Source organism: Pseudomonas sp. S2_H01, assembly GCF_054668305.1.
The window spans coordinates 1,640,989-1,663,176 of the sequence record NZ_CP162756.1; the positions used below are offsets into that span (position 1 = coordinate 1,640,989).

General features: G+C 60.9%; 22 protein-coding genes. 13 read left to right on the forward strand and 9 right to left on the reverse strand.

The window, feature by feature from the left end; all coding sequences use genetic code 11:
- Positions 1–148 precede the first annotated feature (148 nt).
- The 3 genes from purD to AB4N84_RS07255 all read left to right on the forward strand — a co-directional run bounded on the left by purD (position 149) and on the right by AB4N84_RS07255 (position 4,995).
- The gene (gene purD / locus AB4N84_RS07245) at positions 149–1,444 is read left to right on the forward strand and encodes a phosphoribosylamine--glycine ligase (protein ID WP_460045781.1); all 1,296 of its coding nucleotides are present in this window, start codon (positions 149–151) and stop codon (positions 1,442–1,444) included.
- Positions 1,445–1,537: 93 nt separating this feature from the next.
- A complete protein-coding gene (locus AB4N84_RS07250) occupies positions 1,538–4,333 on the forward strand; it encodes a hybrid sensor histidine kinase/response regulator (protein ID WP_460045782.1) in 2,796 nt (931 codons plus the stop codon).
- 65 nt (positions 4,334–4,398) lie between these two features.
- Positions 4,399–4,995, forward strand: coding sequence for a MarC family protein (locus tag AB4N84_RS07255; protein WP_074751970.1), 597 nt, complete (start codon positions 4,399–4,401; stop codon positions 4,993–4,995).
- Between the two features lie 20 nt (positions 4,996–5,015).
- Here AB4N84_RS07255 and AB4N84_RS07260 read toward each other — a convergent pair whose 3' ends face one another.
- The 9 genes from AB4N84_RS07260 to AB4N84_RS07300 all read right to left on the reverse strand — a co-directional run bounded on the left by AB4N84_RS07260 (position 5,016) and on the right by AB4N84_RS07300 (position 13,454).
- Positions 5,016–5,654, reverse strand: coding sequence for a hypothetical protein (locus AB4N84_RS07260; protein WP_460045783.1), 639 nt, complete (start codon positions 5,652–5,654; stop codon positions 5,016–5,018).
- Positions 5,638–6,354: a hypothetical protein gene (locus AB4N84_RS07265; RefSeq protein WP_460045784.1), complete on the reverse strand. Its 717-nt coding sequence runs from the start codon at positions 6,352–6,354 to the stop codon at positions 5,638–5,640. The genes AB4N84_RS07260 and AB4N84_RS07265 overlap by 17 nt, the downstream gene beginning before the upstream one ends.
- Positions 6,355–6,405: 51 nt before the next feature.
- Positions 6,406–7,206, reverse strand: a complete 801-nt coding sequence (locus tag AB4N84_RS07270) for a hypothetical protein (RefSeq protein ID WP_460045786.1) — start codon at positions 7,204–7,206, stop codon at positions 6,406–6,408.
- A gap of 342 nt (positions 7,207–7,548) precedes the next feature.
- On the reverse strand, positions 7,549–9,261 hold the full coding sequence (cobJ, locus tag AB4N84_RS07275) for a precorrin-3B C(17)-methyltransferase (protein ID WP_460045787.1): 1,713 nt from the start codon (positions 9,259–9,261) through the stop codon (positions 7,549–7,551).
- On the reverse strand, positions 9,261–9,992 hold the full coding sequence (locus tag AB4N84_RS07280; protein ID WP_074751963.1) for a precorrin-2 C(20)-methyltransferase: 732 nt from the start codon (positions 9,990–9,992) through the stop codon (positions 9,261–9,263). The genes cobJ and AB4N84_RS07280 overlap by 1 nt, the downstream gene beginning before the upstream one ends.
- A complete protein-coding gene (locus AB4N84_RS07285; protein ID WP_074751961.1) occupies positions 9,992–10,618 on the reverse strand; it encodes a precorrin-8X methylmutase in 627 nt (208 codons plus the stop codon). Before AB4N84_RS07285 ends, AB4N84_RS07280 begins: the two co-directional genes overlap by 1 nt.
- Entirely contained in the window at positions 10,611–11,963 is a 1,353-nt protein-coding gene (gene cobG / locus AB4N84_RS07290; protein ID WP_460045789.1) for a precorrin-3B synthase, read from the reverse strand. Before cobG ends, AB4N84_RS07285 begins: the two co-directional genes overlap by 8 nt.
- A 152-nt stretch (positions 11,964–12,115) precedes the next feature.
- Entirely contained in the window at positions 12,116–12,490 is a 375-nt protein-coding gene (locus AB4N84_RS07295; RefSeq protein ID WP_460045790.1) for a hypothetical protein, read from the reverse strand.
- On the reverse strand, positions 12,483–13,454 hold the full coding sequence (locus AB4N84_RS07300; protein WP_460045791.1) for a hypothetical protein: 972 nt from the start codon (positions 13,452–13,454) through the stop codon (positions 12,483–12,485). The genes AB4N84_RS07295 and AB4N84_RS07300 overlap by 8 nt, the downstream gene beginning before the upstream one ends.
- 257 nt (positions 13,455–13,711) lie before the next feature.
- Between AB4N84_RS07300 and cbiE the strand changes: the two genes are divergently transcribed.
- The 10 genes from cbiE to urtA all read left to right on the forward strand — a co-directional run bounded on the left by cbiE (position 13,712) and on the right by urtA (position 22,111).
- On the forward strand, positions 13,712–14,914 hold the full coding sequence (gene cbiE / locus AB4N84_RS07305) for a precorrin-6y C5,15-methyltransferase (decarboxylating) subunit CbiE (protein ID WP_074751955.1): 1,203 nt from the start codon (positions 13,712–13,714) through the stop codon (positions 14,912–14,914).
- Positions 14,914–16,011, forward strand: coding sequence for a cobalt-precorrin-5B (C(1))-methyltransferase (locus tag AB4N84_RS07310; protein WP_460045792.1), 1,098 nt, complete (start codon positions 14,914–14,916; stop codon positions 16,009–16,011). The genes cbiE and AB4N84_RS07310 overlap by 1 nt, the downstream gene beginning before the upstream one ends.
- Positions 16,008–16,745 (forward strand): cobalt-precorrin-6A reductase, encoded by a 738-nt coding sequence (locus AB4N84_RS07315; protein WP_460045793.1) that lies wholly within the window; start codon positions 16,008–16,010, stop codon positions 16,743–16,745. The genes AB4N84_RS07310 and AB4N84_RS07315 overlap by 4 nt, the downstream gene beginning before the upstream one ends.
- A gap of 101 nt (positions 16,746–16,846) precedes the next feature.
- Positions 16,847–17,185, forward strand: coding sequence for a type II toxin-antitoxin system RelE/ParE family toxin (locus AB4N84_RS07320; protein ID WP_460045795.1), 339 nt, complete (start codon positions 16,847–16,849; stop codon positions 17,183–17,185).
- Complete coding sequence (locus AB4N84_RS07325) at positions 17,185–17,508, forward strand: helix-turn-helix domain-containing transcriptional regulator (RefSeq protein WP_460045796.1); 324 nt, start codon at positions 17,185–17,187, stop codon at positions 17,506–17,508. Before AB4N84_RS07320 ends, AB4N84_RS07325 begins: the two co-directional genes overlap by 1 nt.
- Before the next feature lie 67 nt (positions 17,509–17,575).
- Positions 17,576–18,001 (forward strand): DUF2946 domain-containing protein, encoded by a 426-nt coding sequence (locus AB4N84_RS07330; RefSeq protein ID WP_460045798.1) that lies wholly within the window; start codon positions 17,576–17,578, stop codon positions 17,999–18,001.
- A gap of 52 nt (positions 18,002–18,053) precedes the next feature.
- Positions 18,054–18,545, forward strand: coding sequence for a copper chaperone PCu(A)C (locus AB4N84_RS07335; protein ID WP_074751946.1), 492 nt, complete (start codon positions 18,054–18,056; stop codon positions 18,543–18,545).
- A 37-nt stretch (positions 18,546–18,582) separates the two neighbouring features.
- Positions 18,583–19,029 (forward strand): DUF2946 domain-containing protein, encoded by a 447-nt coding sequence (locus AB4N84_RS07340; protein WP_460046956.1) that lies wholly within the window; start codon positions 18,583–18,585, stop codon positions 19,027–19,029.
- An 86-nt stretch (positions 19,030–19,115) separates the two neighbouring features.
- Entirely contained in the window at positions 19,116–20,489 is a 1,374-nt protein-coding gene (locus AB4N84_RS07345; protein WP_460045800.1) for a PepSY-associated TM helix domain-containing protein, read from the forward strand.
- Positions 20,490–20,845: 356 nt separating this feature from the next.
- A complete protein-coding gene (gene urtA / locus AB4N84_RS07350; RefSeq protein ID WP_460045801.1) occupies positions 20,846–22,111 on the forward strand; it encodes an urea ABC transporter substrate-binding protein in 1,266 nt (421 codons plus the stop codon).
- Positions 22,112–22,188: the final 77 nt, after the last annotated feature.

Genomic DNA, 22,188 nt, shown 5'->3' on the forward strand with positions numbered 1-22,188 from the left:
CGCGCTTGCCCGCGATGGCCACGACGCGGTGCAATTGAAACACCGCGGTGACTGAATCGCGGGCAAGCGCGCTCCTACATGGACAGGCATTGCGTCGACAACTCGGCGTATGCCCCACACAGAATTAGCGTCATCGAGGTTTGAAAACATGAACGTACTCATCATCGGCAGCGGTGGCCGTGAACACGCTCTGGCCTGGAAGGTTGCGCAGGATCCGCGCGTCCAGAAGGTTTTCGTTGCGCCGGGCAACGCGGGTACGGCCATCGAAGCCAAATGCGAGAACGTCGCCATCGACGTCCTGGCGCTTGAGCAACTGGCTGACTTTGCCGAGAAGAACGTTTCGCTCACCATCGTCGGCCCGGAAGTTCCGCTGGTCGCCGGCGTGGTCGATCTGTTCCGCTCCCGTGGTCTGGACTGCTTCGGTCCGACCAAGGGCGCTGCACAGCTGGAAGGTTCGAAAGCCTTCACCAAGGACTTCCTGGCGCGTCACAAGATCCCGACCGCCGATTACCAGAACTTCACCGAGATCGAACCTGCGCTGGCTTACCTGCGCGAAAAAGGCGCACCGATCGTGATCAAGGCCGATGGACTGGCAGCCGGTAAAGGCGTCATCGTCGCCATGACCCTGGAAGAAGCCGAAGAAGCCGTGCGCGACATGCTCGCAGGCAACACCTTCGGCGACGCGGGTTCGCGCGTCGTCATCGAAGAGTTCCTAGACGGCGAAGAAGCCAGCTTTATCGTCATGGTCGACGGCAAGAACGTGCTGCCAATGGCCACCAGCCAGGACCACAAGCGCGTGGGCGATGGCGACAGCGGTCCGAACACCGGCGGCATGGGCGCCTACTCGCCTGCTCCGGTGGTCACCGCCGAGGTTCACCAGCGCGTGATGGATCAGGTGATCTGGCCGACTGTCAGAGGCATGGCAGACGAAGGTAACGTTTACACCGGCTTCCTCTATGCTGGTCTCATGATCGACAAGGCCGGAAACCCGAAGGTCATCGAGTTCAACTGCCGCTTCGGCGATCCGGAAACCCAGCCGGTCATGCTGCGTCTGCAATCGAGTCTGGTCTTGCTGGTCGAGGCTGCATTGGCGCAAGCTCTGGATAAAGTCGAGGCTCAATGGGACCCACGTCCGAGCCTGGGCATCGTGTTGGCGGCAGGCGGTTATCCTGCCGATTACGCCAAAGGCGACGCGATCAACGGCCTGGATGCCGCTGCCGCATTGCCGGGCAAGGTGTTCCACGCCGGTACGGCGCTCAGTGACGGCCAAGTGGTGACGTCCGGTGGCCGCGTTCTGTGCGCGACCGCGCTGGGTGACAGCGTAGGCGAGGCCCAGAAGCAGGCGTACGAACTGGCTGCAAAGATTGACTGGAAAGGCTGTTTTTACCGCAAGGACATTGGCTATCGCGCCATTGCCCGGGAACGCGGCGAACATCTGGAGTAAGTCTGGCGCCAGCCGGTTCTCCTTTGGGAGAACCGGCTGATGATCCAGTGCCGCCCCAGAGTCAACTGGCTTCATTCACGAAGGGATTTCGCCGTGCGCTGGCTCAGGATTGCCACTTGTTTGATCATCGCCATGATGACCCTGCTCTGTGTCCCAACGGCATCCGCCGAGGTCAGCGCAGGATGGTCGACCCTTGTCGACGATCAGGCCAACCTGCAACTCAGCGACATCCGCTCTGCGCATTACGACTCCCAGTTCAGCCCGGTCGAACTTGACCAGGTTCGCGCCACCCGCCGTGACTCGGCGCTGTGGCTGCACTACCTCCTGCCACCCACCGACCACGAACAACTGGTGCGTATCTTCGCCCCGGATCTGGCCACCGTTGACATGTATGTGCTCGACGGCGATACCCTGATCGATCACTCACGCTCCGGCAACAAAGTCCCACGTTCCGCTCAACCGTTACCCTCCATCGACTTTCTGTTGCCGGTTCCACAGAGCGACAAGCCGCTGGACCTCTACCTGCGTCTGAAGTCCGAACAGGAACTACGGCCCAACATTTCGCTGGAAGCTGCGGTGGCAAGCGCTGCTGACGAACGCCGGCCGCTGTTACTCGGGCTGTTCTTCGGCTCGCTGATCATGTTGATCGTGCAGAACATCACACGCTTCGCCCAATCGCGCTCGGTCAGCAGTTTGTGGCTCGCAGCCTGCGAAGGTTTTCTGGGCCTGAGCGCCCTGTTGCTGCTCAACCTGCAGGCACCCTGGTTGCCGCACTGGCATCTGGCACAGACCCCCAGCGCTCACCTTGCCCTCCTGCTCGCGGCCGCCACGGGCCTGATGTACGCCTATTGTTTCTTCGTCCAGCGCGGCGTTGAAGCGTTGAACCGATTGCTGATGAGCGTGTTGTTGGTCGTCGGCTTCGGCGGTTTGCTGGTGTTGTTCGTCGACACGCTGCCGCTGAATCTTCTGACCTTCCTGCTGGTGGCCCTCACCACGCTCACGATCACGCTGGTGTCGATCTATCACCTGCAAAAAGGCTATGCGCCCGCACGTCCGTTCGTCATCGCGATGATTGTGTTCAACCTGGGCAATCTGGTGATCCTGCCGGCCATGCTCTGGCTGACGACCATCGCTGCGCAGACCCTGATCATCGCGGTAATGGGCATGTTCTGCCTGTGTGGTCTGCTGATGAGCATCGCGCTGAGCGAGCGCCATCGCAGCATCACCGAAGACAACTTCAGCATCAGTCGGGAGCTCGCGGCGAGCACTGCCGAGATCAACGCCAAAGCTGAATTCCTGGCGAAAATCAGCCACGAGATCCGTACACCCATGAACGGCGTGCTCGGCATGACCGAGTTATTGCTGGGCACACCGTTGTCGGTCAAACAACGCGACTACGTGCAGACGATTCACAGCGCTGGCAATGAGCTGCTGACGTTGATCAACGAAATCCTCGACATCACCAAGCTCGAGTCCGGGCAGATCGAACTGGATGACGTGCAGTTCGACCTCAACGCCATGATCGAAGATTGCCTCAGCATTTTCCGCGCGAAGGCCGAACAGCAGAGCGTCGAGCTGATCAGTTTCATTCAGCCGCAGGTCCCGCGGGTGATCAGTGGCGACCCGACCCGCCTGCGACAGACACTGCTCAGCCTGCTGGAAAACGCATTAAAAAAGACCGACGAGGGCGAGATCTTGCTGGTGGTCGCCCTCGATTCCCGCGGAGGAAAACCACGTTTGCGCATCGCCGTTCAGGACAGCGGTACTCCACTCACGCCCAAAGAGCGTGATGCCTTGCTGCATGCTGAACTGCACAGCAAGAACTTCCTGGCGGCGAGCAAGGTCGGCGGCCACTTGGGGCTGGTGATTGCACGCCAGCTGATCCTGTTGATGAACGGCGAATTCGGTATTCAGAGTGGCAGCAATCAGGGCAGCACCTTGTGGCTGAGCCTGCCGCTGGACGCTGAGCGACTGGAACAACCCCCTGCCGACCTCGACAGCCCGCTCAAAGGCGCGCGCGTGCTCGTGGTGGACGACAACGACACGTGCCGCAAGGTGCTTGTCCAGCAATGCAGCGCCTGGGGTTTGAACGTCAGCGCAGTGCCGTCAGGCAAAGAAGCCCTGGCCCTGCTGCGCACCAAAGCGCACCTGCGCGATTACTTCGACATCGTGTTGCTCGACCAGAACATGCCCGGCATGACCGGCATGCAGCTGGCCGCCAAGATCAAGGAAGACCCAAGCCTCAACCACGACATTCTGCTGATCATGCTCACCGGCATCAGCAATGCGCCGAGCAAGGTCATCGCACGCAATGCCGGGGTCAAACGCATTCTTGCCAAACCTGTGGCCGGTTACACCCTGAAAACCACGCTGGCCGACGAACTCAATCAGCGCAATAAAGGCCAGGCACCGTTTCCACCCTCGCCTGTCGTCAACCTCGAGGTCGACGTGCCCACCGACTTCCGCATACTCGTTGCAGAAGACAACAGCATCTCTACCAAGGTGATTCGCGGCATGCTGGGCAAACTCAATCTTCAGCCCGACACCGCCAGCAATGGCGAAGAAGCGCTGAGGGCGATGAAAGCCCAGCGCTACGACCTGGTGCTGATGGATTGTGAAATGCCGATTCTCGACGGTTTCTCGGCGACCCAGCAATTGCGCGCCTGGGAGGTGGGTAATCAACGCACCCGCACCCCCGTGGTCGCGCTGACCGCCCACATTCTGGCCGAACACAAGGACCGCGCCCGCCAGTCAGGCATGGACGGGCATATGTCCAAACCCGTGGAGCTGTCTCAACTGCGAGAGCTGGTGGAGTACTGGGTCGAGCAACGGGCGCGCAAGCAGGTAGACATAGACGCGGGCGACCCGGAACGCTATCAGCAAAACTGAACCTCCGGCTTGCGCGGCGCCTGATAGACTTGCCCCGTCCAAATCTGCCGCCACGAGCTCAAACCATGCTGCATGTGTTGTTCAGCGTTTACCTGAAGATGCTGGTGCTCTATAGCCCGTTCTTCGTCTTGTCCTGCTTTATCAGCCTGAGCCGAGGCTACTCGCGCAAAGAGCGCCGTTACCTGGCGTGGAAAGTTGCGTTTGCGACACTGGTGTCGAGCGTGTTGCTGTACCTGTTCGGGCGCGTGATTTTCAGTGTCTTCGGCATCACTGCCGACGCCTTTCGAATTGGCGCCGGAAGCGTGCTGTTCATCTCCGCGCTGGGCATGGCGCAGGGTAAATCCGGCGTTCAGACCGACAACGTGCAGCAAGACGTCACCATCGTTCCACTGACCATCCCGATCACCGTCGGCCCCGGCACCATCGGCGCCTTGCTGGTGATGGGCGTCAGCCAGCCCCATTGGGACGACAAGCTGACCGCCATCGTTAGCATTGCGCTGGCGAGTTTCACCGTAGGCGTGGTGCTTTACCTGTCCAACAGCATCGAACGCGTGTTGGGCGATCAGGGCCTGCAAATCGTCAGCCGCCTCATGGGATTGTTTGTCTGTGCACTGGCCGCGCAGATCATCTTCACCGGCATCAAGGGTTATCTGGTGCCTTGAATCCCTTCAACGAAAAGCGGTTAGAGCTCAAGAATCGCCTGGCGGGCCCGCCGGTTCAGATATGCCTTGATGCCCTCCCTGTAGGGTTGGTAGCTGTCTTCGGTGAGCAAGAATGAGCCTCCGTTGGAACGAATGGTCAGGTCACCGCCCACCACTTCCCAAGGGACACGTCCGGGCTTGAAAGCCCGCGTGGTCATCTGCAGACCGCACACCAGAATGTTAACGCCGCCTTGGCCGACCACGCAGGGGATGACCTGGAAACTCTCGGAGCGACCGGACGAAAACCACGAATTGAAGAAGGTCTTCGCATGGCTGCTGTCCAGCAGCGTGCTGATAGAACGTTCAAGCACGGCCTGTAACTCACGGGAAGTGGCGCTCCCTGCAATCATGTACGGGACATACCGCAGCTCCCGGATATGCTCGATGACCACCTGATCAGGATTGATCGACCCGGTCAACCGACCGCCTTTCTGATAAATCACCCGTTGGAACTGCTCGATCCACAGCTTCCACTGGACGCTGCGATCATGCTTCTTGTCCGCCGACTGCTCGGCGTACAACAGGCAGTCAAGAATGTCGTCACGGACGCTACCGGGGATGGATGCCTCAAACGAGAGCAGATTATTTCCCATCAACAAGGTGTCACTGCGGCTGGACATCGCGGGCCTCCTGAAGGGCACACACCCCATCCGCGCGACGGTCGTCGAGCGCCTGCGTTATCTTTTCCCTGAACTGCGCGTAGACGATTTCCATCAAGTGCGCGGAGTAAAACGCCATCTCGATATTGCCTGACACCTCCTTAGGGTCGAACACCTCAGCCAGAAGCTCCCCATTCGGGGGCTGACGCGTTGTGAACGAGAGCACCACGAGGCCAAGTCCGGTCGTCGGCCCACACACTGCGATCTGCAAGGCTATTTTTCGTTCAGACACGCCGGACACCGGGTCTTCAGATGAAGCTATTTCCATGGCCTGGCGGTTCAGCATCGCTAAAGCAGGCTGATCGGGAAGCGCCTCTGCCGCGCGCCTGGCAAATGCAGCACCTTCCGAAAAAAGTGCGTTGGGCATAAAGGAGGGCAGCTGTTTTTCGAGCCAGTCCCACACGGTGCCCTGTCCAGTTTCAGCAGCCGGCAAGCTGCGACTGTCATGACTTCTTACTGCCCAGCCAAACCTGTTCAACGCGGCCAGCCAGGTATGCCGCCAATCCACTGCGGCATCAAAACGCGAGTGCCGTTTGGACGCGGCCAGTTGCGTGTAGAGCGTGCAGTCCATCACGTCTTTTTTTTGCTGCTCGCTGCAGGCCGCAGACATGAACACAACACAGCCAGCATTGATGTGCCCTTCAATCGTTCCTTGATTCACGAGAACCTCCCTGCATGAAAAAAAGGGGCGACTGGCGCCCCTTCGTTATTCCTAGATATCGAACTCTTCAATCGCCGACTTGGCGTTATTACCCAGCTTTTGTTGGATGAGCAGTCGATTCTGCGCATACATCCGAGTATTCAGGACCAGCGTGTTTTCACCACGGAAGGTCCGGACCTGGGTGCTGTTCCACTCCCAGAACAATACGTCGGTGACGTTGGACGAGGTGAGGAAGTTGACCGCCCCCATCGCCAGATTGACCGTGCCGTCTGCCGACTCGGCGCATGCACCGATGCGGAAGCTTGCACCGTTGTGGAACTTGGTCTGGCGCTCAAAAAGGCGTAGCGGTTTTTCCTGCGCTTTGAGCGCTTTCACCGCATCCCCCGCAACCTTCAACATCGCAGCCGACGCAGGGCCCGGCAGCGTCGCCGCGGCAATAGCAGAGCCCAAAATCTCAATCGCCGCCTGATCCATGCTGAAACGCTGGTGGGTCGAGCGGTAGCGCGCAAAACTCCAGCTATTCGAGAACCAGCCTATGGCCGAGAGGACTTCGTTGAATTTGGCGTACCACGCTGCACTGTTGTCTTCTGGATTGGCCGCCCTGTTGGCCACCAGTGTCGCGAACAGGAACGAGTCCATGACGTCTTCTTTGTTCTGCCGCGACACCCCTTCGGCAAAGGCAAGCAAGTTACTGCCTACCACGGCGCCCTCAGCCGACTCGGCATTACTCAGTGCCATGGGTTGGTTCAATGCCGCAATATGATCCATCAGCGACAGCGCACCGTCAGCCATATCACTGTTGGCGATAAAAGCCCGCGTGTTGTCGCTGTTCATACCTGTTTCAAAGCTCATCTTTTTAATCCCTTAAATAAGTCATGTCCTTCACTGGACACGACCGAGATTAATCAACTTTTGCCAATTGAAAACAGGCGACCCGGGACAGGAAGTCGGGCGGTGAGAAAGGCAGATCCTACAAGGTGGATTGAGCAAGGCATCTGCGCCAACGGCATCACCACGCCATGGGTAAAGGGTTTGCTAGCGATTGATGAGCGCCGTGGGAAGCAAGCGACGCAGGGCGTCGCTCGGTTGATTCTGTTTCAGCGAGCGAGAGAGCGAGATTCATCAGGAACGCGCGGACATTACCTCTCCGACGTCCAGATCCATCCCACGCTTCGTTGGGAAAAGTCAGTCAGATCACTTGACCGGTTTCTCGCCGTACCACCTCGGCGTGTACACCCACTGATCGCCATTGGCACGTGGAAACACACAGGTCGTCGACGAACCGACTAGCACCATCGTGCGCATGTCGACCTGCTCCGGCGTCAGTTCGCCCAGGGTGATCACGCGCAGGGTTTGGCCCGGACGGCCGATGTCGCGGCCCAGCGTGACCGGTGTCTCAGGCCCGCGATGCAAACGCACGATCTCCAGTGCACGCCCCAGTTGCCAGGGACGGGATCGCGAAATCGGGTTGTAGAACGCCAGCGCCAGATCGGCCTGGCACGCCAGGTCCAGCCGCTTTTCGATGATGTCCCAAGGCTTGAGGTTGTCGGACAGGGACATGACGCAGAAGTCGTGCCCCAGCGGCGCGCCCGCCTGGGCCGCTGTCGCCAGCGAGGCCGAAACGCCGGGCAGGATTTCCAGGTCAACGGCGTGCCACTGCGCATCGTCGGATTCATGCAGCGCCTCCAGCACCGCGGATGCCATGGCGAACACACCTGGGTCCCCGGAGGACACCACCACCACCGAACGCCCTTGCGCGGCCAGTTCAAACGCGTGACGCGCGCGCTGCATTTCTTCACGGTTGTCCGTGCAATGCAGGACCTGATCGGCCCGGAACGGACCTGCCATGCGCACGTAAGTCTCGTAACCCAACACGTCGTTGGCGCGGGCGAGTTCAGCTTTCACGGCCGGAATCATGAACTCGGCAGCGCCAGGCCCAAGCCCGATCACCGCCAGTCGTCCGCGGCCGCGACCGATGCGTTCGATGTCCAGGGGTTCTGTCGCCACGGCGATAGCGATGCCGTGCACCGGGCTGAGCGGTGGCAGCAATTGCGGCAGTGCCTGTCGCGCCATGTCAGTTGCCGATGCCTGCGCCGTGAAGCGCAATGGCACGCCCAACCTATCGGCAGCCGCGTGCAACGCAGGGTCTGCCATATCGGTTTCGCTGGCCAGCAGGCAGGCGAGCGCCTGCACGGCAATGCGCGACTCGTGCAATGCGCCGCGCACCGCTTCGGCGGGATCAGGGACCGTGGCCTCGATCGCCACCAACACATTGCGCGGGTAGATCAACAACTCGTTGGCGCACGGCTCGCGCTCGGCGTACCCGACATGAATCGCCAGTTGCGCGTGATCATCTTCCGGCAGTTGCGCCTGAGCCAGCCACGGCGCGGCGCCTTCAATGCGCACGCTTTCGCCTGACAACAGATCGGAAACGAAACGCTTGCCCAGCTCCAGATCGCCCAATGCATAACCGGACGGAGGGTTGAGCAGGCACGTGCCGAAGCGCAGTTCGCCGCTGGTGGTGATCGCCGCTGCCGTGTTCAAGCCCGCAGCAATCTCCCGGGCCATGACATTGACGCCACCCAGTCCGCCCAGCAGCGGCACCACCGCACTGCCATCCTCGGCGACCGCCAGCACAGGCGGCTCGGCGCCTTTCTCGAGCAACAGCGGCGCCAGTGTCCGAATCACGATACCTGCCGCGCACAGCGCGATGATCGGCGTGTCCTGCAGATACAGCTGGCGCAGGGTCGCGCCGAACTCGGAATACGTGCGGTCAGCACCCTCCACACGCTCAGCCAGGCCGTGAACGAGGGCGTCGGGATACAGCTGCTGGATGCGCCGTGCCGTGGTCAGGGCACCTTTGCCCAGAATGACGATGGCAGGCGTCTTGTTGTTGGACGCGCCCATCAGCCTTGCCACCTTTCACCCGGAACAATGATCAGCGAGAAGTAGGGCGACGACATCGGATCGACCTCGGCCAGTGGCACGATTTTCTGGTTACTCATGGTCGCGCGCTCGACATAGAGCGCACGCTCGGCGAGCCCCGTGTCGATCAGCACTTGACGTACTTTCGGCAAATTACGCCCCAGCTTCATGATGACCGCCGCATCGGCATCGACCAGCTTGCGCTTGAGCTCGTCGGCCGAGAGCACGCCGGACAACACCGACAGACTCTGATTGCGGTACACCAGCGGCGCGCCCAACACCGAAGCGCCTCCGAGCATGGAGCAGACCCCCGGCACGACTTCGGCCTCGTAGCGTTCGGCGAGGCGATCGTGCAGGTACATGTAGGAGCCGTAAAAGAACGGGTCGCCTTCACAGATCACGGCCACGTCGCGGCCTGCGTCCAGATGCGCGGCGACGTCGAGGCTGGCGGTGTCGTAGAAGTCGCTGATGATTTGCTCGTAAGACATCGGCGCAGGCAAGGCTTCGGTCGTCACCGGGTACACCAGCGGCATCAGCGTTTGAGCGGCTTGCAAGTGCGCTTCGATGATGCCGAATGCGTTGCCTTTCTTGCCCTTGGCCACGAAGTACGCCACCACCGGTGACTCGCGCAGCAGGCGAAGCGCCTTGACGGTGATGAGTTCAGGATCGCCCGGGCCGACACCCAGGCCAATCAAACGACCGCGAGCCTGCATTATTCGATCTCCGTGGCGAGCGCGTTGACCGCCGCCGCCGCCATGGCGCTGCCACCGCGACGTCCCTGCATGATCACGTAAGGCACGCCACGGCTGTCGGCAGCGAGCATGTCCTTGGATTCGGCGGCGCCGACGAAGCCCACGGGAAAGCCGAGTATCAGCGCCGGTTTCGGCGCCCCGGCGTCGATCATTTCCAGCAGGTAGAACAGCGCGGTCGGCGCGTTGCCGATCACGACCACGGCGCCTTCGAGGTGCGGGCGCCACAGTTCAAGCGCGGCGGCGGACCGTGTATTACCCAGCTCGCGGGCAAGCTCTGGAACACCGTCCCGTTTGAGCGTGCAGATCACCTGATTATTCGCCGGCAAACGCGCACGGGTCACGCCTTCGGCCACCATGTGGGCGTCGCACAGGATCGGCGCGCCAGCGGCCAGCGCCTGACGTCCCGCTGTACCGGCACCCGGGGAGAACCGCAGCCCGTCGACCGCGTCGACCATGCCGCAGGCGTGAATCACACGCACTGCCAGCTTTTCCAGGTCGGCCGGGATCTTGTCGAGGTTGGCCTCGGCGCGAATGATCGCGAAGGAGTTGCGGTAAATCTCCTGGCCGTCGCGGATGTAATCAATCATCGGTGTGGCTCCGTGAGTCGGCGGTCAACAACGCACCGACTGCTTCAATAGTGAGGTCACGCCCACGCAACTGGCCGAAACCCGGCTGATCTGCGTGACGAAAATATACGTCGTAATGGCCGGCGGAAACCGCCAGCAAGGTGATCGGCGCGGCATGGGCGGCTGCGCAGGATCGGTTGCAACCCGACAAATGAACGCCCGGACTGACGCCCTGTTCTTGCAGGTGCTCAGCCAGCAGCAGTGCATCTGCTTTGGTGTCGGCCAGCCCCTTGCCGCAGGCGGCAGCGCCGGTGCACGCAATCATTTGCGACAGCGCCTTGTCGGCCTCGCACAGCACACCGGCCGCGCGTAATCCGTCGAGGGCAAGCACAGCCTGATCATCGCGGACATTGCGCAGCATCAGGCCCTGCCATGGGGTCATGGTCAGCGTTGCGTCACCGAGTTCGACGGCCAAGGTCGCCGCCGCGCGCAACATGGACGGCGTCAGACGCCCCAAAGGCACGACGCCGCCCACACACATCAGACCGGGTTGCTTCTGTGGATAGCGACCGATATGGGCATTCACCTGAGCCGGGGCTCGTCGCCAGGAAGTGATGGCTTGATCGGTCCTTAACGGCGCCGTCAAACGCTCAGACAGCTGCCCCAGAAAACCGGACACCGGCAGGCCTTCAAGCAGATGACGCATGCGGGTCTGCTCGGAGCGAGCGCATTCCAGGAACAGTTCAAGCACCGCGACCACAAGCTCAAGCCCCGCCCCCAATGGCACGGCGGCCACGGGAGAATCATTCGCCGGACACCCCGCCAAACCGAACCCGAGCAGGGTTTCACCGCCCACGGGCAACGCCGACAGCCACAAGTCATGGGGGTGCTCGAGCATGGCCAGCCCTTCACCGGCGTCCAGCGATATCGCAAATTTGGGCGAAAGCTCGTGAAAGCGCGGATGGTTTTCCAGCGAGAGCAGAATCTGCTCGGCCAACGGTTGCGCGTCGAACAACTGCTGCGGATCGACACCCGCCGCCGGGCTGAGCATCAGGTTACGGACGTCATCGCTCGCGGGATTCTTCGGCCCCAATCCAGCGTTCAGCAGCGTGGCGATCAGCCCGTCGTGGTCTGCTCCAATCCCGCGAATCTGAAGGTTGCCTCGGTTGGTCGCCTCGATCACACCGCTCGCAAAACGCTCTGCCGCATCGGCCACGGCCAGCGCTTGCGGCGCCGAGATCAGACCACCGGGCAGCTTGATCCGGCAGATTCCGCCGTCCAGCGCCGGGACGATGCGCAACAACCCCGGACAGGCCGAGGGGCGCAAAGGCGCAGCGGGCGGGCGAGCGGACAGCGGCTCGGTCAAAGGTTCACCTGACGTGATCGGGCTGGAAGGAGCAGAGATGGGTGTCTGCAGGCCGCGTATTATGCCTGCTTTGGGTGCTGGCATGAAAAGACGGTCTGTCGGATGTGGTAAACCGGATGGCTACAGAAGCCTTTTGCGTCTGGGCGAGTGGGTTACCAGAGTTTGCCCAGGAGGGCCAATCCTCCAAACCCTCCAATGAAGCCAACCAAAGCCAAATTCATGGGAATGCATATCCAGCGCCGGTGAGTTTTGGAAATACGGCTTACCTCATCAATATTTACCATCCCCCTCCTGTGCAGCAGCGAGGTAGAGGTGAGCGCGAGATTGACCATGACAAGCCTGTGACTTCTTCCCAAGAATCCGGAGTTACCCCATCGGGCTTTTGAGTCGACCACGATTGCGCAGTTCTGAAGTCGCTTTTCTACTTCGGGAAGAATGTAGTACTTCACGTAGACGTTGATCCAAAAGCTCAAGACCACTAAAACTCCAGCCCCAAAAACAACCCACTCCAGCGTGCGTTCATTCATGGCCGGTGATCTCGAAAATCATGGTACCCATAGCATCCCCTAAAGAGGACCCGCCCTGACCGCCGGCCCAAGCTCCAGCCGCCCCGGCAGCAATTCCACACGCAAGAATACTTGCCCCTCGCGTTGGTCCCGCCATTCGTAGGCAAAGGGATGTTGCAGCTCTCGCACTAAGCTCCCCACCAGCAATCGCCGCTGGTATCCCCACCATCATCTTCCCCGCCTCAACGAACTTGGCCCTCGTACACGCCTGCTCGCGCCCTGTCGAGCAGGCCTCCCGGATTTCGAACGCGCCCGCGCCGACATCCAGCGCAACGCCCACCATCGTTCCCGCGCTCAGGTGGCGCGCAACGTTGCTAATGCGCTTTACGTTCTTCACGTAGTCGGGAATTTCACCCGTGCGCATAAAGCGCTTGCTGGAAATGCCCAGCATTTTCTTGATCGAGGAGTTGTTCTTGAGTCCCGTTCCCCATCTGCCAATACCCCGAAGCTGGCCATCCAGGGTGCGGAACAGCATCTTCCGCTGAGCGACGAACTGATCCTTGGTGAACGTCCCGCTGCGCCACTGCTGATAGGTCGCATTAACGCCACTCAACGTGTCCTGCACACCGTTCAAATGCGTACTCCAGGCCGACGTCGCGCTGCCAACACCGATGGAGCCGTACGTCATGACGTCCTGCAAAAGGTCGTAGTTCTCGGTTTGCAGATGAGCGCTGGCTTCGTTGCTGGCGAACATTGTCTGGCTGATATCCCGAGCGTAGGCCATCAGCATTTGCTCCTCCATCGTGCACATCGCGGTGGAGTCGTCGCCCACGAGGATCAACTCTCCCGGCATCACGGACAGCCCCAAGCCCAGATGTGCATTCACCCTGTCGAACTTGGCGCGGGTATTTGCACCGACCAAGCTGTCGCGATACCAAGAGAGGCTCTGCTTTCCAGCATTGATGAACGCGTAAGGCGCCGACATGGATGAATCGTCCTGACCACCTGAATAAAGCCCGGACGATAGGTAGGCAGTCCAACGTCTGTCATTAGACAAAGCGTGGAAAACACCGTGATTACGGCATTTTCAGAAAAGCCCCACAGCGGCGCTCATCATTCCTTACGAAACCCTGCGTTGAGCGCCCTGCGCACGACGCCGGGTCATGGGCGCTGTATCATGCCGACCTTATCCACAGGCCGATCCAGTTAGCCTGTCGCAGGCATCAGGTTTGAGGGCAATACATGTCACCGTGGCTGACAGTCGTGGGAATCGGTGAAGACGGCTACAAAGGGCTGGGCAAGAATGCCCGGCACGCGCTGCTGGGCGCACGCCAGGTGTTTGGCAGCTCGCGTCAGCTCGACCTGCTGCCGCCCTGCATTCAGGCCGAGCGGCGTCAGTGGCCGAGTCCGTTCTCGCTGCAACCGGTGCTGGAACAGCACGGCGAGGCGGTCTGCGTGATCGCCAGTGGCGACCCGATGCTGTTTGGGGTTGGCGTCAGCCTGTCGCGTCATGTGCCCATCGAACAGATGCGCGTGATTCCCGCGCCCTCCTCCTATTCACTGGCCGCCGCGCGTCTGGGCTGGGCACTGCAGGACGTGGTGACCTTGTCGGTGGTGGCCCGTCCGCTGGCCGCGCTGAACGCACAACTGCACAACGGGCTGCGGCTGTTGGTGTTGAGCAACGACGGCAGTAGCCCCGCCGCCATCGCAGCGTTGTTGCGAGAACGCGGATTCGGCCCTAGCCGCATGACGGTCCTTGAGCACCTGGGCGGCGCCTCAGAGCGGCGTATCGACGGTGTGGCCAGCGAATGGTCGAACCCCGAGATCGCCGCCTTGAATCTGGTCGCCATCGATTGTCGCGCGGAGCCGAACACGCTACGCCTGTCGCCGTTGGGCGGCTTGCCGGACGATGCGTTTCGCCATGACGGCCAACTGACCAAACGCGATGTGCGTGCGATCACGCTGGCGCGACTTGCCCCGGTTCCCGGCGAGTTGCTGTGGGACGTCGGTGCGGGCTGTGGCTCGATCAGCATCGAATGGATGCGCGCGCACCCGACCTGCCGGGCCGTGGCGATCGAGTCCAACGAAGATCGCCAGCAATTGATAGAATTCAACCGCGACGCGCTGGGCGTGCCGGGTCTGCAATTGGTGCGCGGCCGGGCGCCGGACGCGCTCGAAGGACTGGAGCCGCCTGACGCGATCTTCATTGGTGGCGGCGTCACGCGCGCCGGCGTGCTGGACAGTTGCTGGCAACAGTTGCGCTCGGGAGGCCGGCTCGTGGCCAATGCGGTCACCCTGCAAAGCGAGGCGATGCTGGTGAACTGGCGCGAGCAACATGGCGGGGACCTGACCCGTATTCACCTGGCGCACGCCAAGCCACTCGGCGAATTCGACACCTGGCGTCAGGCGTTGCCCATCACGTTGCTTGAAGCGATCAAGCCCTGATGCGCGACGAAACCGCCGAACAACCTGCGCCCCTTCGCAGCGGCCTGACGACCGGCAGCTGCGCCACGGCAACGTCACTGGCTGCGGCGCGTTTGCTGCTGGCGGGCGAGGTCAACGATGCAATCGACATCACGCTGCCCAAAGGCAAGCAGGTGCAAATGCGCCTGGAGTTCTGTCGCGCGACGGACACCGGCGCGGAAGCTGGCACGATCAAGGATGCCGGTGACGATCCGGACGTAACCCATGGCGCGCTGTTGTATTCGCAGGTGCGTCTGATCGCTGAACCCGGCATACGTTTTGTTGCAGGGCCCGGCGTCGGCACGGTGACCCGACCGGGCCTGGTCCTCGCCGTCGGCGAGCCTGCCATCAACCCGGTTCCGCGCAGGATGATGACCGAACACTTGACCAGCCTGGCCGATGAGTTTGGCTATACCGGTGGCTTCGAAGTAACAGTCTGCGTGGAAAACGGCGGGGAACTGGCGCTCAAAACCATGAACCCGCGACTGGGTATCCTGGGCGGGCTATCGATCCTCGGCACCAGCGGCATCGTCCGGCCATTTTCCTGCGCGGCGTACATTGCGTCGATTCATCAAGGCATCGACGTCGCCAGGACCAACGGCTATCAGCACATCGCCGCCTGCACCGGCAACGCCAGTGAAGACACCATGCGCCGCGTCTACGAACTGCCCGACATCGCGCTGATCGAAATGGGCGACTTTGTGGGGGCCGTGCTCAAACACCTGCGCAAAGTGCCTGTGGATAAACTCAGCCTGTGTGGCGGTTTCGGCAAGATCAGCAAACTGGCCGCCGGTCATATGGACCTGCACAGCCGCCACTCCAGTATCAACCTGGAGCAACTGGCGCTCTGGGCAGCGGCGATCGGCGCCGATGCCGAGCTGCAGCAGAACATTCGAGCGGCCAACACCAGTCAGCAAGCGCTGGCCATGGCGTCGGCTGTTGGCGTTGCGCTGGGTGACGCGGTCTGTCAGCACGCCCTGGATTTCGCTCGAAGCGTGGTGCCCGCGCAGATCCAAGTGGAAGTGTTCGCGATTGACCGTCAAGGCGGGATCGTCGGCCATGCAGGGGCTTTGCGTTGACGACGCACGCAGGGAAACGCGTCCTGCTGCTGGGGGGCGTGACCGAGGCGCTGGCGATTGCCCGAACCCTGGGGCCGCAGCATGTCTACAGCCTCGCTGGCGTCGGCCGCGTACCCAACGACCTGCAATGCCAGGTGCGCGTTGGCGGTTACGGTGGCGCTGAGGGCCTTGCGCAGTTCGTGCGTGAAGAAGGCATCTCCCTGATCCTCGACGCGACCCACCCTTATGCCGCGCAGATCAGCCACAACGCTGCCGTCGCTGCACAACTCGCCCATGTTCCATGCTGGGCGCTGCGTCGTCCGTCATGGCAGCCCGGTCAGGGCGATGACTGGCGCGAAGTCGACGACTGGGCAGACCTGATCACCGCCCTCGCCCCGTTCAAACGCCCACTGTTCACCCTCGGCCGCGAGCCCTTGCAGCACCTCCATGAAATCCCCGAACACCAGTTCTGGACGCTCCGCGCGCTGGACGTGTATCCCGGCAACGAACGCTGCCAAGTGATCGGCGCACGCGGGCCGTTTCATCTTGAGGATGAGCGCGAGCTGTTCGAGCGCCGCCAGATCGACGTGTTGATCAGCAAAAACAGCGGCAGCAGCGCAACCGAGCCCAAGCTTGAGGTCGCCAGGGAGCGAGGGTTACCGGTGCTGGTGTTGAAGCGGCCGGTGTTGGCGGCGGTGGACAGGGAGTTCTGGCGGGTTGGGGAGCTTTGCGCAGCTTTGGATCATTTTCAGTGAAGTATATGTATGTAGTGCACTGAGCAATCTGATCAGCGAGAAAATAGGCGGCCCAACAAGCTGATGGCCAAACCAGTAACGTAAGCGTTACTATAATTCCAATGATCATTGTTCAAGAATATATATCCAACGATCAGAAAAGCCCCTTTCACGACTGGTTCAGCAGATTGCCTTCGTCGGCAGCGGTGAAAGTGCATACCGCGCTGGCCAGGCTGGAGTCGGGTAACACGTCCAATATCAAGTGGTTCGATGGTTTGGGCGAGTATCGAATCAACTGGGGCCCCGGTTACCGGATCTACCTGCTCCAGGAAGGTCCGCGGCTGATCATCCTGTTTGGTGGAGGGACGAAGTCGGGGCAAACCGCAGACATCAAGCGCGCCAGAACATTGATAGCCGATTACAAAGCTGCAAAAAAACAAACAAATAAACGAGGCGCCTGATGGCTCTGACCCGCAGCTACAAACTCACGATCAACGAGCGGGTCCAGCAAGATCCCGCGTTTGCGCAGGGCCTGCTGGATGAGGCCGCAACCCTTTTTCTAAACGGCGAGCCCGAGGTCGCCCGGATCATCCTTCGTGATCTGGTGAACGCGACGCTTGGGTTTGAAGCGCTGGCAAAGGAGACTGACAAGCCAAGCAAAAGCCTTCACCGCATGCTCTCCGCCCATGGCAATCCGAGCATGGACAATCTGGCGGCCATCTTCGCGGCCATGCGCTCCTGGCTGAAAGTCGACATTCAGGTGCAGGCAATCCCCGCTCAGTGACCCACCCGCGACATAACGTCGCGGCTGTGCTTTTACATCTCACGGCCATTCAGGCTAAATGGCCGACATGAAAGAACAACAAGATCGACTTCTCAGCCTCAAACGGCGCCGGGCCTTTGCGTGGGTAGCGTGTTTTGCGCTGCTGTTCGGCATGCTGGCCATGCCAATGACACCGACCATGCCGCGCACGCAAGGCGAGCAAGTGGTGTGGGGCAGTTTCTGCACCGGCAATGGCACGCAACGGGTTGCGACTCCCTTGGGCCTGGTCGGCAAAGTCAACCAGCGCGCACCTGACGGCGGCGAACATTCCTCGATGCAGCATTGCCCGTGCTGCTCCGGATCCTTGTCGCTGGTTGCCCTTCCGAGCGGTCAGACGTTCGGGATGTTCATGATCTTCGAGCCGGTTCGTTTCCCTTCGGCGATTCTGGTATTCCATGCACCACCGCGCCTGCACTGGCCCAGCCTCAATCCCCGCGCCTCCCCACGCGTCTGATCGTTCGTTCACGCACCACGTCGCGTATCTGAATGATTGGAGGCTCGTTGCCATGTTGAAAACCGTCACCCTGAAAAAAGTCCTGTTATTGGCAGCGCTGCTGTTGCCTGCCTGCTATGTTGAAGCTCATGAGTATGCAAAAGGCCATCTAGCAATCGCCCACCCGTGGTCGATGGAGCTGCCGCCGAATGCGCCCACCGTTGCGGCGTATTTCGTGATCAGCAATGCGGGCCCCGACGCCGATCGTCTGACCGGCGTCGACAGCCCCGTCGCAGGCGCCGCTCAGTTGCACGAGCATGTGAACAAAGACGGTCTGATGAAGATGCAGCAGGTGCAGACGGTGGACATTCCGGCCGGTGGCGAGGTGAAATTCGCGCCCATGGCTTACCACGTCATGCTGCTGGATCTCAAAGACCGCTCGAAGCTGACAGACGGCCAGGCCTTCCCGCTGACCCTTCATTTCGAGAAAACCGGCGACGTGACGGTTGACGTCAAGGTGCAGAAACAGGCACCCGATGACGCGCCTCCGGCTCACGCCCACTGACACTCCTGACCGTCGAAGCTGAATCCCATTGAGCCGCCTGTCCGCGATACGCGCCCGCTCCATGCCTGCACCCCGTAAGACATCGGGTGCATGGCTGAGCCTGTTCGCCATGCTCATGATTTTCATCGGCCCGCTGATCTCGCAGTCGATGCCGATGGAGCATCACGCGGGCATGCCGATGTCCGCGTCGATGTCGGCCGACATGGACATGTCCGCGCCGATGAACATGGCAGCGGACGATCACAGCGGGCATCAGGCAAACACCGGTGACGCGGCGGGCGTCGATCATGTGATCTGGGCCAAGTGCGGTTATTGCACGCTGCTGTTCAGCTGCCCGGCGTTGACCCAGACCCTCGCTGTTGTCGCGCCTGTTCCGCCGAAACCCGCCGACTTCTACAACGCAGCCCCGCAACAAGGACATGCTCATCGCAGTGTGTTCCCCAACGCCCGCAGTCGCGCTCCGCCGCTCTCGTCAGTCGCCTGATCCCCAAAAAAGATTTCGTACCCGTGGGCCGCCTTCAAGCCGCCCGCGAGCTGCGCCGTGTTCATCCCTGACGGGAGCGTTGCACCATGTCCAAACCAAACGTGTCGTTCTATAACCTGGCGTGGCGCTGGCATTTCTATGCCGGCCTGTTCGTTGCGCCATTCATGATCATGCTGTCACTCACCGGCATGGTTTACCTGTTCAAACCGCAGCTCGACTCGCTGATGTATCACGACCTGCTGACGGCCAAACCTGCGCATCACATGCTTTCCGCCGACGAGCAGCAACAGCGCGTGCTCGAGGCCTATCCTCAGGTGCTGATCAGCAAATACCTGCCACCCGCCAACGCCGAAAGCAGCGCGCAGTTCGTCATCAAGCAGGAAGGCCGGGAGGTGAACCTGTTTATTGATCCATACAGCGGCAAGGTGCTCGGTACGCAAGACGCCAAAAACAACTTGCAGGCGATGGCCCGTGCGATACACGGCGAGCTGCTGATTGGCACCGTCGGTGATCGGCTGGTGGAAATGGCCGCAGGCTGGGGCATTGTCCTCGTTGTGTCCGGCGTGTACCTGTGGTGGCCTCGGGGTCGTTCGCCAGCGGGCGTACTCTGGCCGCGCATCACCGCGCGCGGTCGGGTGCTGTGGCGCGATTTGCACGCCGTGACCGGATTCTGGGGTTCGGTGGCGCTGTTGTTCATGCTGCTGAGCGGCATGACCTGGACCGGCATGTGGGGCAAGGTGTACGCCGATGTCTGGAACACCTTCCCGGCCGCGATGTGGAACGATGTACCGAAGTCTGAAAAGCAAGCCGGCGACCTGAACAGTGCCAGTGTGCAGACCGTGCCCTGGGCGATGGAAAACACGCCGATGCCTGTTTCCGGCGGCGACCATGCCGAGCACATGAAGCATGGCGGCATGTCCAGCGCACCGGCCTCCCCGACGATTACCCTGCAGCGGGTCGTCGACATTGCCAGCGAGCGCAAGATCGAACCCGGCTACAGCATCACGCCACCGAAAACCGCCGATGGCGTGTTCACGGTTTCCGTGTTTGCGGACGACCCGCGCAACGACGCGACCCTGCATGTCGACCAGTACAACGGCAAGGTGCTGGCGGACGTGAGATACACCGATTACAGCGCGGTGTCCAAAGCCACGGAGCTGGGCGTGATGCTGCATGAAGGCAAGATGTTTGGCTGGGTCAACCAGCTGCTGATCCTGTTCGTCTGCCTCATGGTCTTGCTCAGTTCGGTCAGCGGAATCGTCATCTGGTGGAAGCGCCGCCCGCAAAACGGCTTCGGTGTTCCGCCCCTGCGCCATGATCTGCCGCGCTGGAAAATCGCAACAGGGGTGATGATCGCGCTCGGCGTTGCCTTCCCGCTCGTCGGGATTTCGATGCTGGCCGTATGGATGCTCGATCGGATAGCACGTTCGCGCTTTGCCAAATCCGCAGCAACAGCTTAGATTGCGTCCTGCGGGGCCTGGAACTCCTTGGGTGGTTTAGTGATGAATTCCTCCTCATTTACGGTTTCAGGCCCCGCCCTTCGTTTTCACCTGATGATCGACAGGCGCGTCTTCTAAAGATCACTGTAAAAACCTGTCGAACCCGACAACTTCCCCGCACCACATCAGCGCACCCCGCGCACCATCCCGCCGACCCAGCCCCACATTGGCGCACCTTCACCTGACTTCGCGACGTTTTCATTCCATTTTGCGACGTTTCCCGCCTTGGCCCAGCCTTTGCTAAAGCCTAAGCAGACTCAACCTCTGCACCGCCAACAGCAGTCATTACTAAAAAAATCGAAGAATGGAGCTAGCCAATGAAGCGTCGTAGTTTGCTTAAAGCGTTCACCTTGTCCGCATCGATCGCCGCTATGGGTATGACCTGGACCGTCCAGGCCGCTGAGACCATCAAGGTCGGCATTCTGCATTCGTTGTCTGGCACCATGGCCATCTCCGAGACTTCGCTCAAAGACATGGCGCTGATGACCATTGATGAAATCAACGCCAAAGGCGGCGTCAACGGCAAGAAGCTGGAGGCCGTGGTGGTTGACCCGGCGTCCAACTGGCCGCTGTTCGCGGAAAAAGCCCGTCAGCTGATCACTCAGGACAAAGTGGCGGTGGTCTTCGGTTGCTGGACCTCGGTGTCGCGCAAGTCGGTACTGCCGGTGTTCGAAGAACTGAACGGCCTGCTGTTCTACCCGGTGCAGTACGAAGGTGAAGAAATGTCGCCGAACGTGTTCTACACCGGCGCAGCACCGAACCAGCAGGCCATTCCTGCGGTTGAGTACCTGATGAGCGAAGACGGCGGCGGCGCCAAGCGCTTCTTCCTGCTGGGCACCGACTACGTCTACCCACGCACCACCAACAAGATTCTGCGTTCGTTCCTGCACTCCAAAGGCGTGAAGGACAGCGACATCGAAGAGGTCTACACCCCGTTCGGCCATAGCGATTACCAAACCATCGTGGCCAACATCAAAAAGTTCTCGGCAGGCGGCAAGACCGCTGTGATCTCCACCGTCAACGGCGACTCCAACGTGCCGTTCTATAAGGAACTGGGTAACCAGGGCCTGAAAGCCACCGACGTTCCCGTCGTGGCGTTCTCGGTTGGCGAAGAAGAATTGCGCGGCGTCGACACCAAGCCGCTGGTGGGCAACCTGGCCGCCTGGAACTACTTCGAGTCGGTGAAGAACCCGGTCAACACCAAGTTCGTCGCTGACTGGAAAGCCTACGCCAAGGCGCACAACCTGCCGAACGCGGACAAAGCCGTGACCAACGACCCAATGGAAGCCACCTACGTCGGTATCCACATGTGGGCTCAAGCGGCCGAAAAAGCCAAGTCGACCGATGTGGATAAAGTGCGTGAAGCCATGGCCGGCCAGACCTTCGCCGCGCCGTCGGGCTTCACCCTGGAAATGGACAAGACCAACCATCACCTGCACAAGCCGGTCATGATCGGCGAGATCAAGGCAGACGGTCAGTTCAACGTCGTGTGGAAAACCAAGGAGCCGATCCGCGCCCAACCTTGGAGCCCGTTCATCCCAGGCAACGACAAGAAGCCTGACTATGCGGTGAAGAGTAACTAAGCGACGCGTTGTCGGGCCGGCACTGATCTTCGGCCCGACACAATTCCCTTGTAGGAGCGCGCTTGCCCGCGATTGCG

Bases quoted from the DNA above. Each gene is read 5' to 3' on its own strand.
- AB4N84_RS07325 (WP_460045796.1), top strand. From the start codon at position 17,185: ATGGCTCTGACCCGCAGCTACAAACTCACGATCAACGAGCGGGTCCAG.
- AB4N84_RS07330 (WP_460045798.1), top strand. From the start codon at position 17,576: ATGAAAGAACAACAAGATCGACTTCTCAGCCTCAAACGGCGCCGGGCC.
- AB4N84_RS07310 (WP_460045792.1), top strand. From the start codon at position 14,914: ATGCGCGACGAAACCGCCGAACAACCTGCGCCCCTTCGCAGCGGCCTG.
- AB4N84_RS07300 (WP_460045791.1), bottom strand. From the start codon at position 13,454: ATGTCGGCGCCTTACGCGTTCATCAATGCTGGAAAGCAGAGCCTCTCT.
- cbiE (WP_074751955.1), top strand. From the start codon at position 13,712: ATGTCACCGTGGCTGACAGTCGTGGGAATCGGTGAAGACGGCTACAAA.
- AB4N84_RS07270 (WP_460045786.1), bottom strand. From the start codon at position 7,206: ATGAGCTTTGAAACAGGTATGAACAGCGACAACACGCGGGCTTTTATC.
- cobJ (WP_460045787.1), bottom strand. From the start codon at position 9,261: ATGGGCGCGTCCAACAACAAGACGCCTGCCATCGTCATTCTGGGCAAA.
- AB4N84_RS07260 (WP_460045783.1), bottom strand. From the start codon at position 5,654: ATGTCCAGCCGCAGTGACACCTTGTTGATGGGAAATAATCTGCTCTCG.
- urtA (WP_460045801.1), top strand. From the start codon at position 20,846: ATGAAGCGTCGTAGTTTGCTTAAAGCGTTCACCTTGTCCGCATCGATC.
- AB4N84_RS07255 (WP_074751970.1), top strand. From the start codon at position 4,399: ATGCTGCATGTGTTGTTCAGCGTTTACCTGAAGATGCTGGTGCTCTAT.
- AB4N84_RS07335 (WP_074751946.1), top strand. From the start codon at position 18,054: ATGTTGAAAACCGTCACCCTGAAAAAAGTCCTGTTATTGGCAGCGCTG.
- AB4N84_RS07285 (WP_074751961.1), bottom strand. From the start codon at position 10,618: ATGATTGATTACATCCGCGACGGCCAGGAGATTTACCGCAACTCCTTC.
- AB4N84_RS07345 (WP_460045800.1), top strand. From the start codon at position 19,116: ATGTCCAAACCAAACGTGTCGTTCTATAACCTGGCGTGGCGCTGGCAT.
- AB4N84_RS07295 (WP_460045790.1), bottom strand. From the start codon at position 12,490: ATGAATGAACGCACGCTGGAGTGGGTTGTTTTTGGGGCTGGAGTTTTA.
- AB4N84_RS07280 (WP_074751963.1), bottom strand. From the start codon at position 9,992: ATGCAGGCTCGCGGTCGTTTGATTGGCCTGGGTGTCGGCCCGGGCGAT.
- purD (WP_460045781.1), top strand. From the start codon at position 149: ATGAACGTACTCATCATCGGCAGCGGTGGCCGTGAACACGCTCTGGCC.
- AB4N84_RS07320 (WP_460045795.1), top strand. From the start codon at position 16,847: ATGATCATTGTTCAAGAATATATATCCAACGATCAGAAAAGCCCCTTT.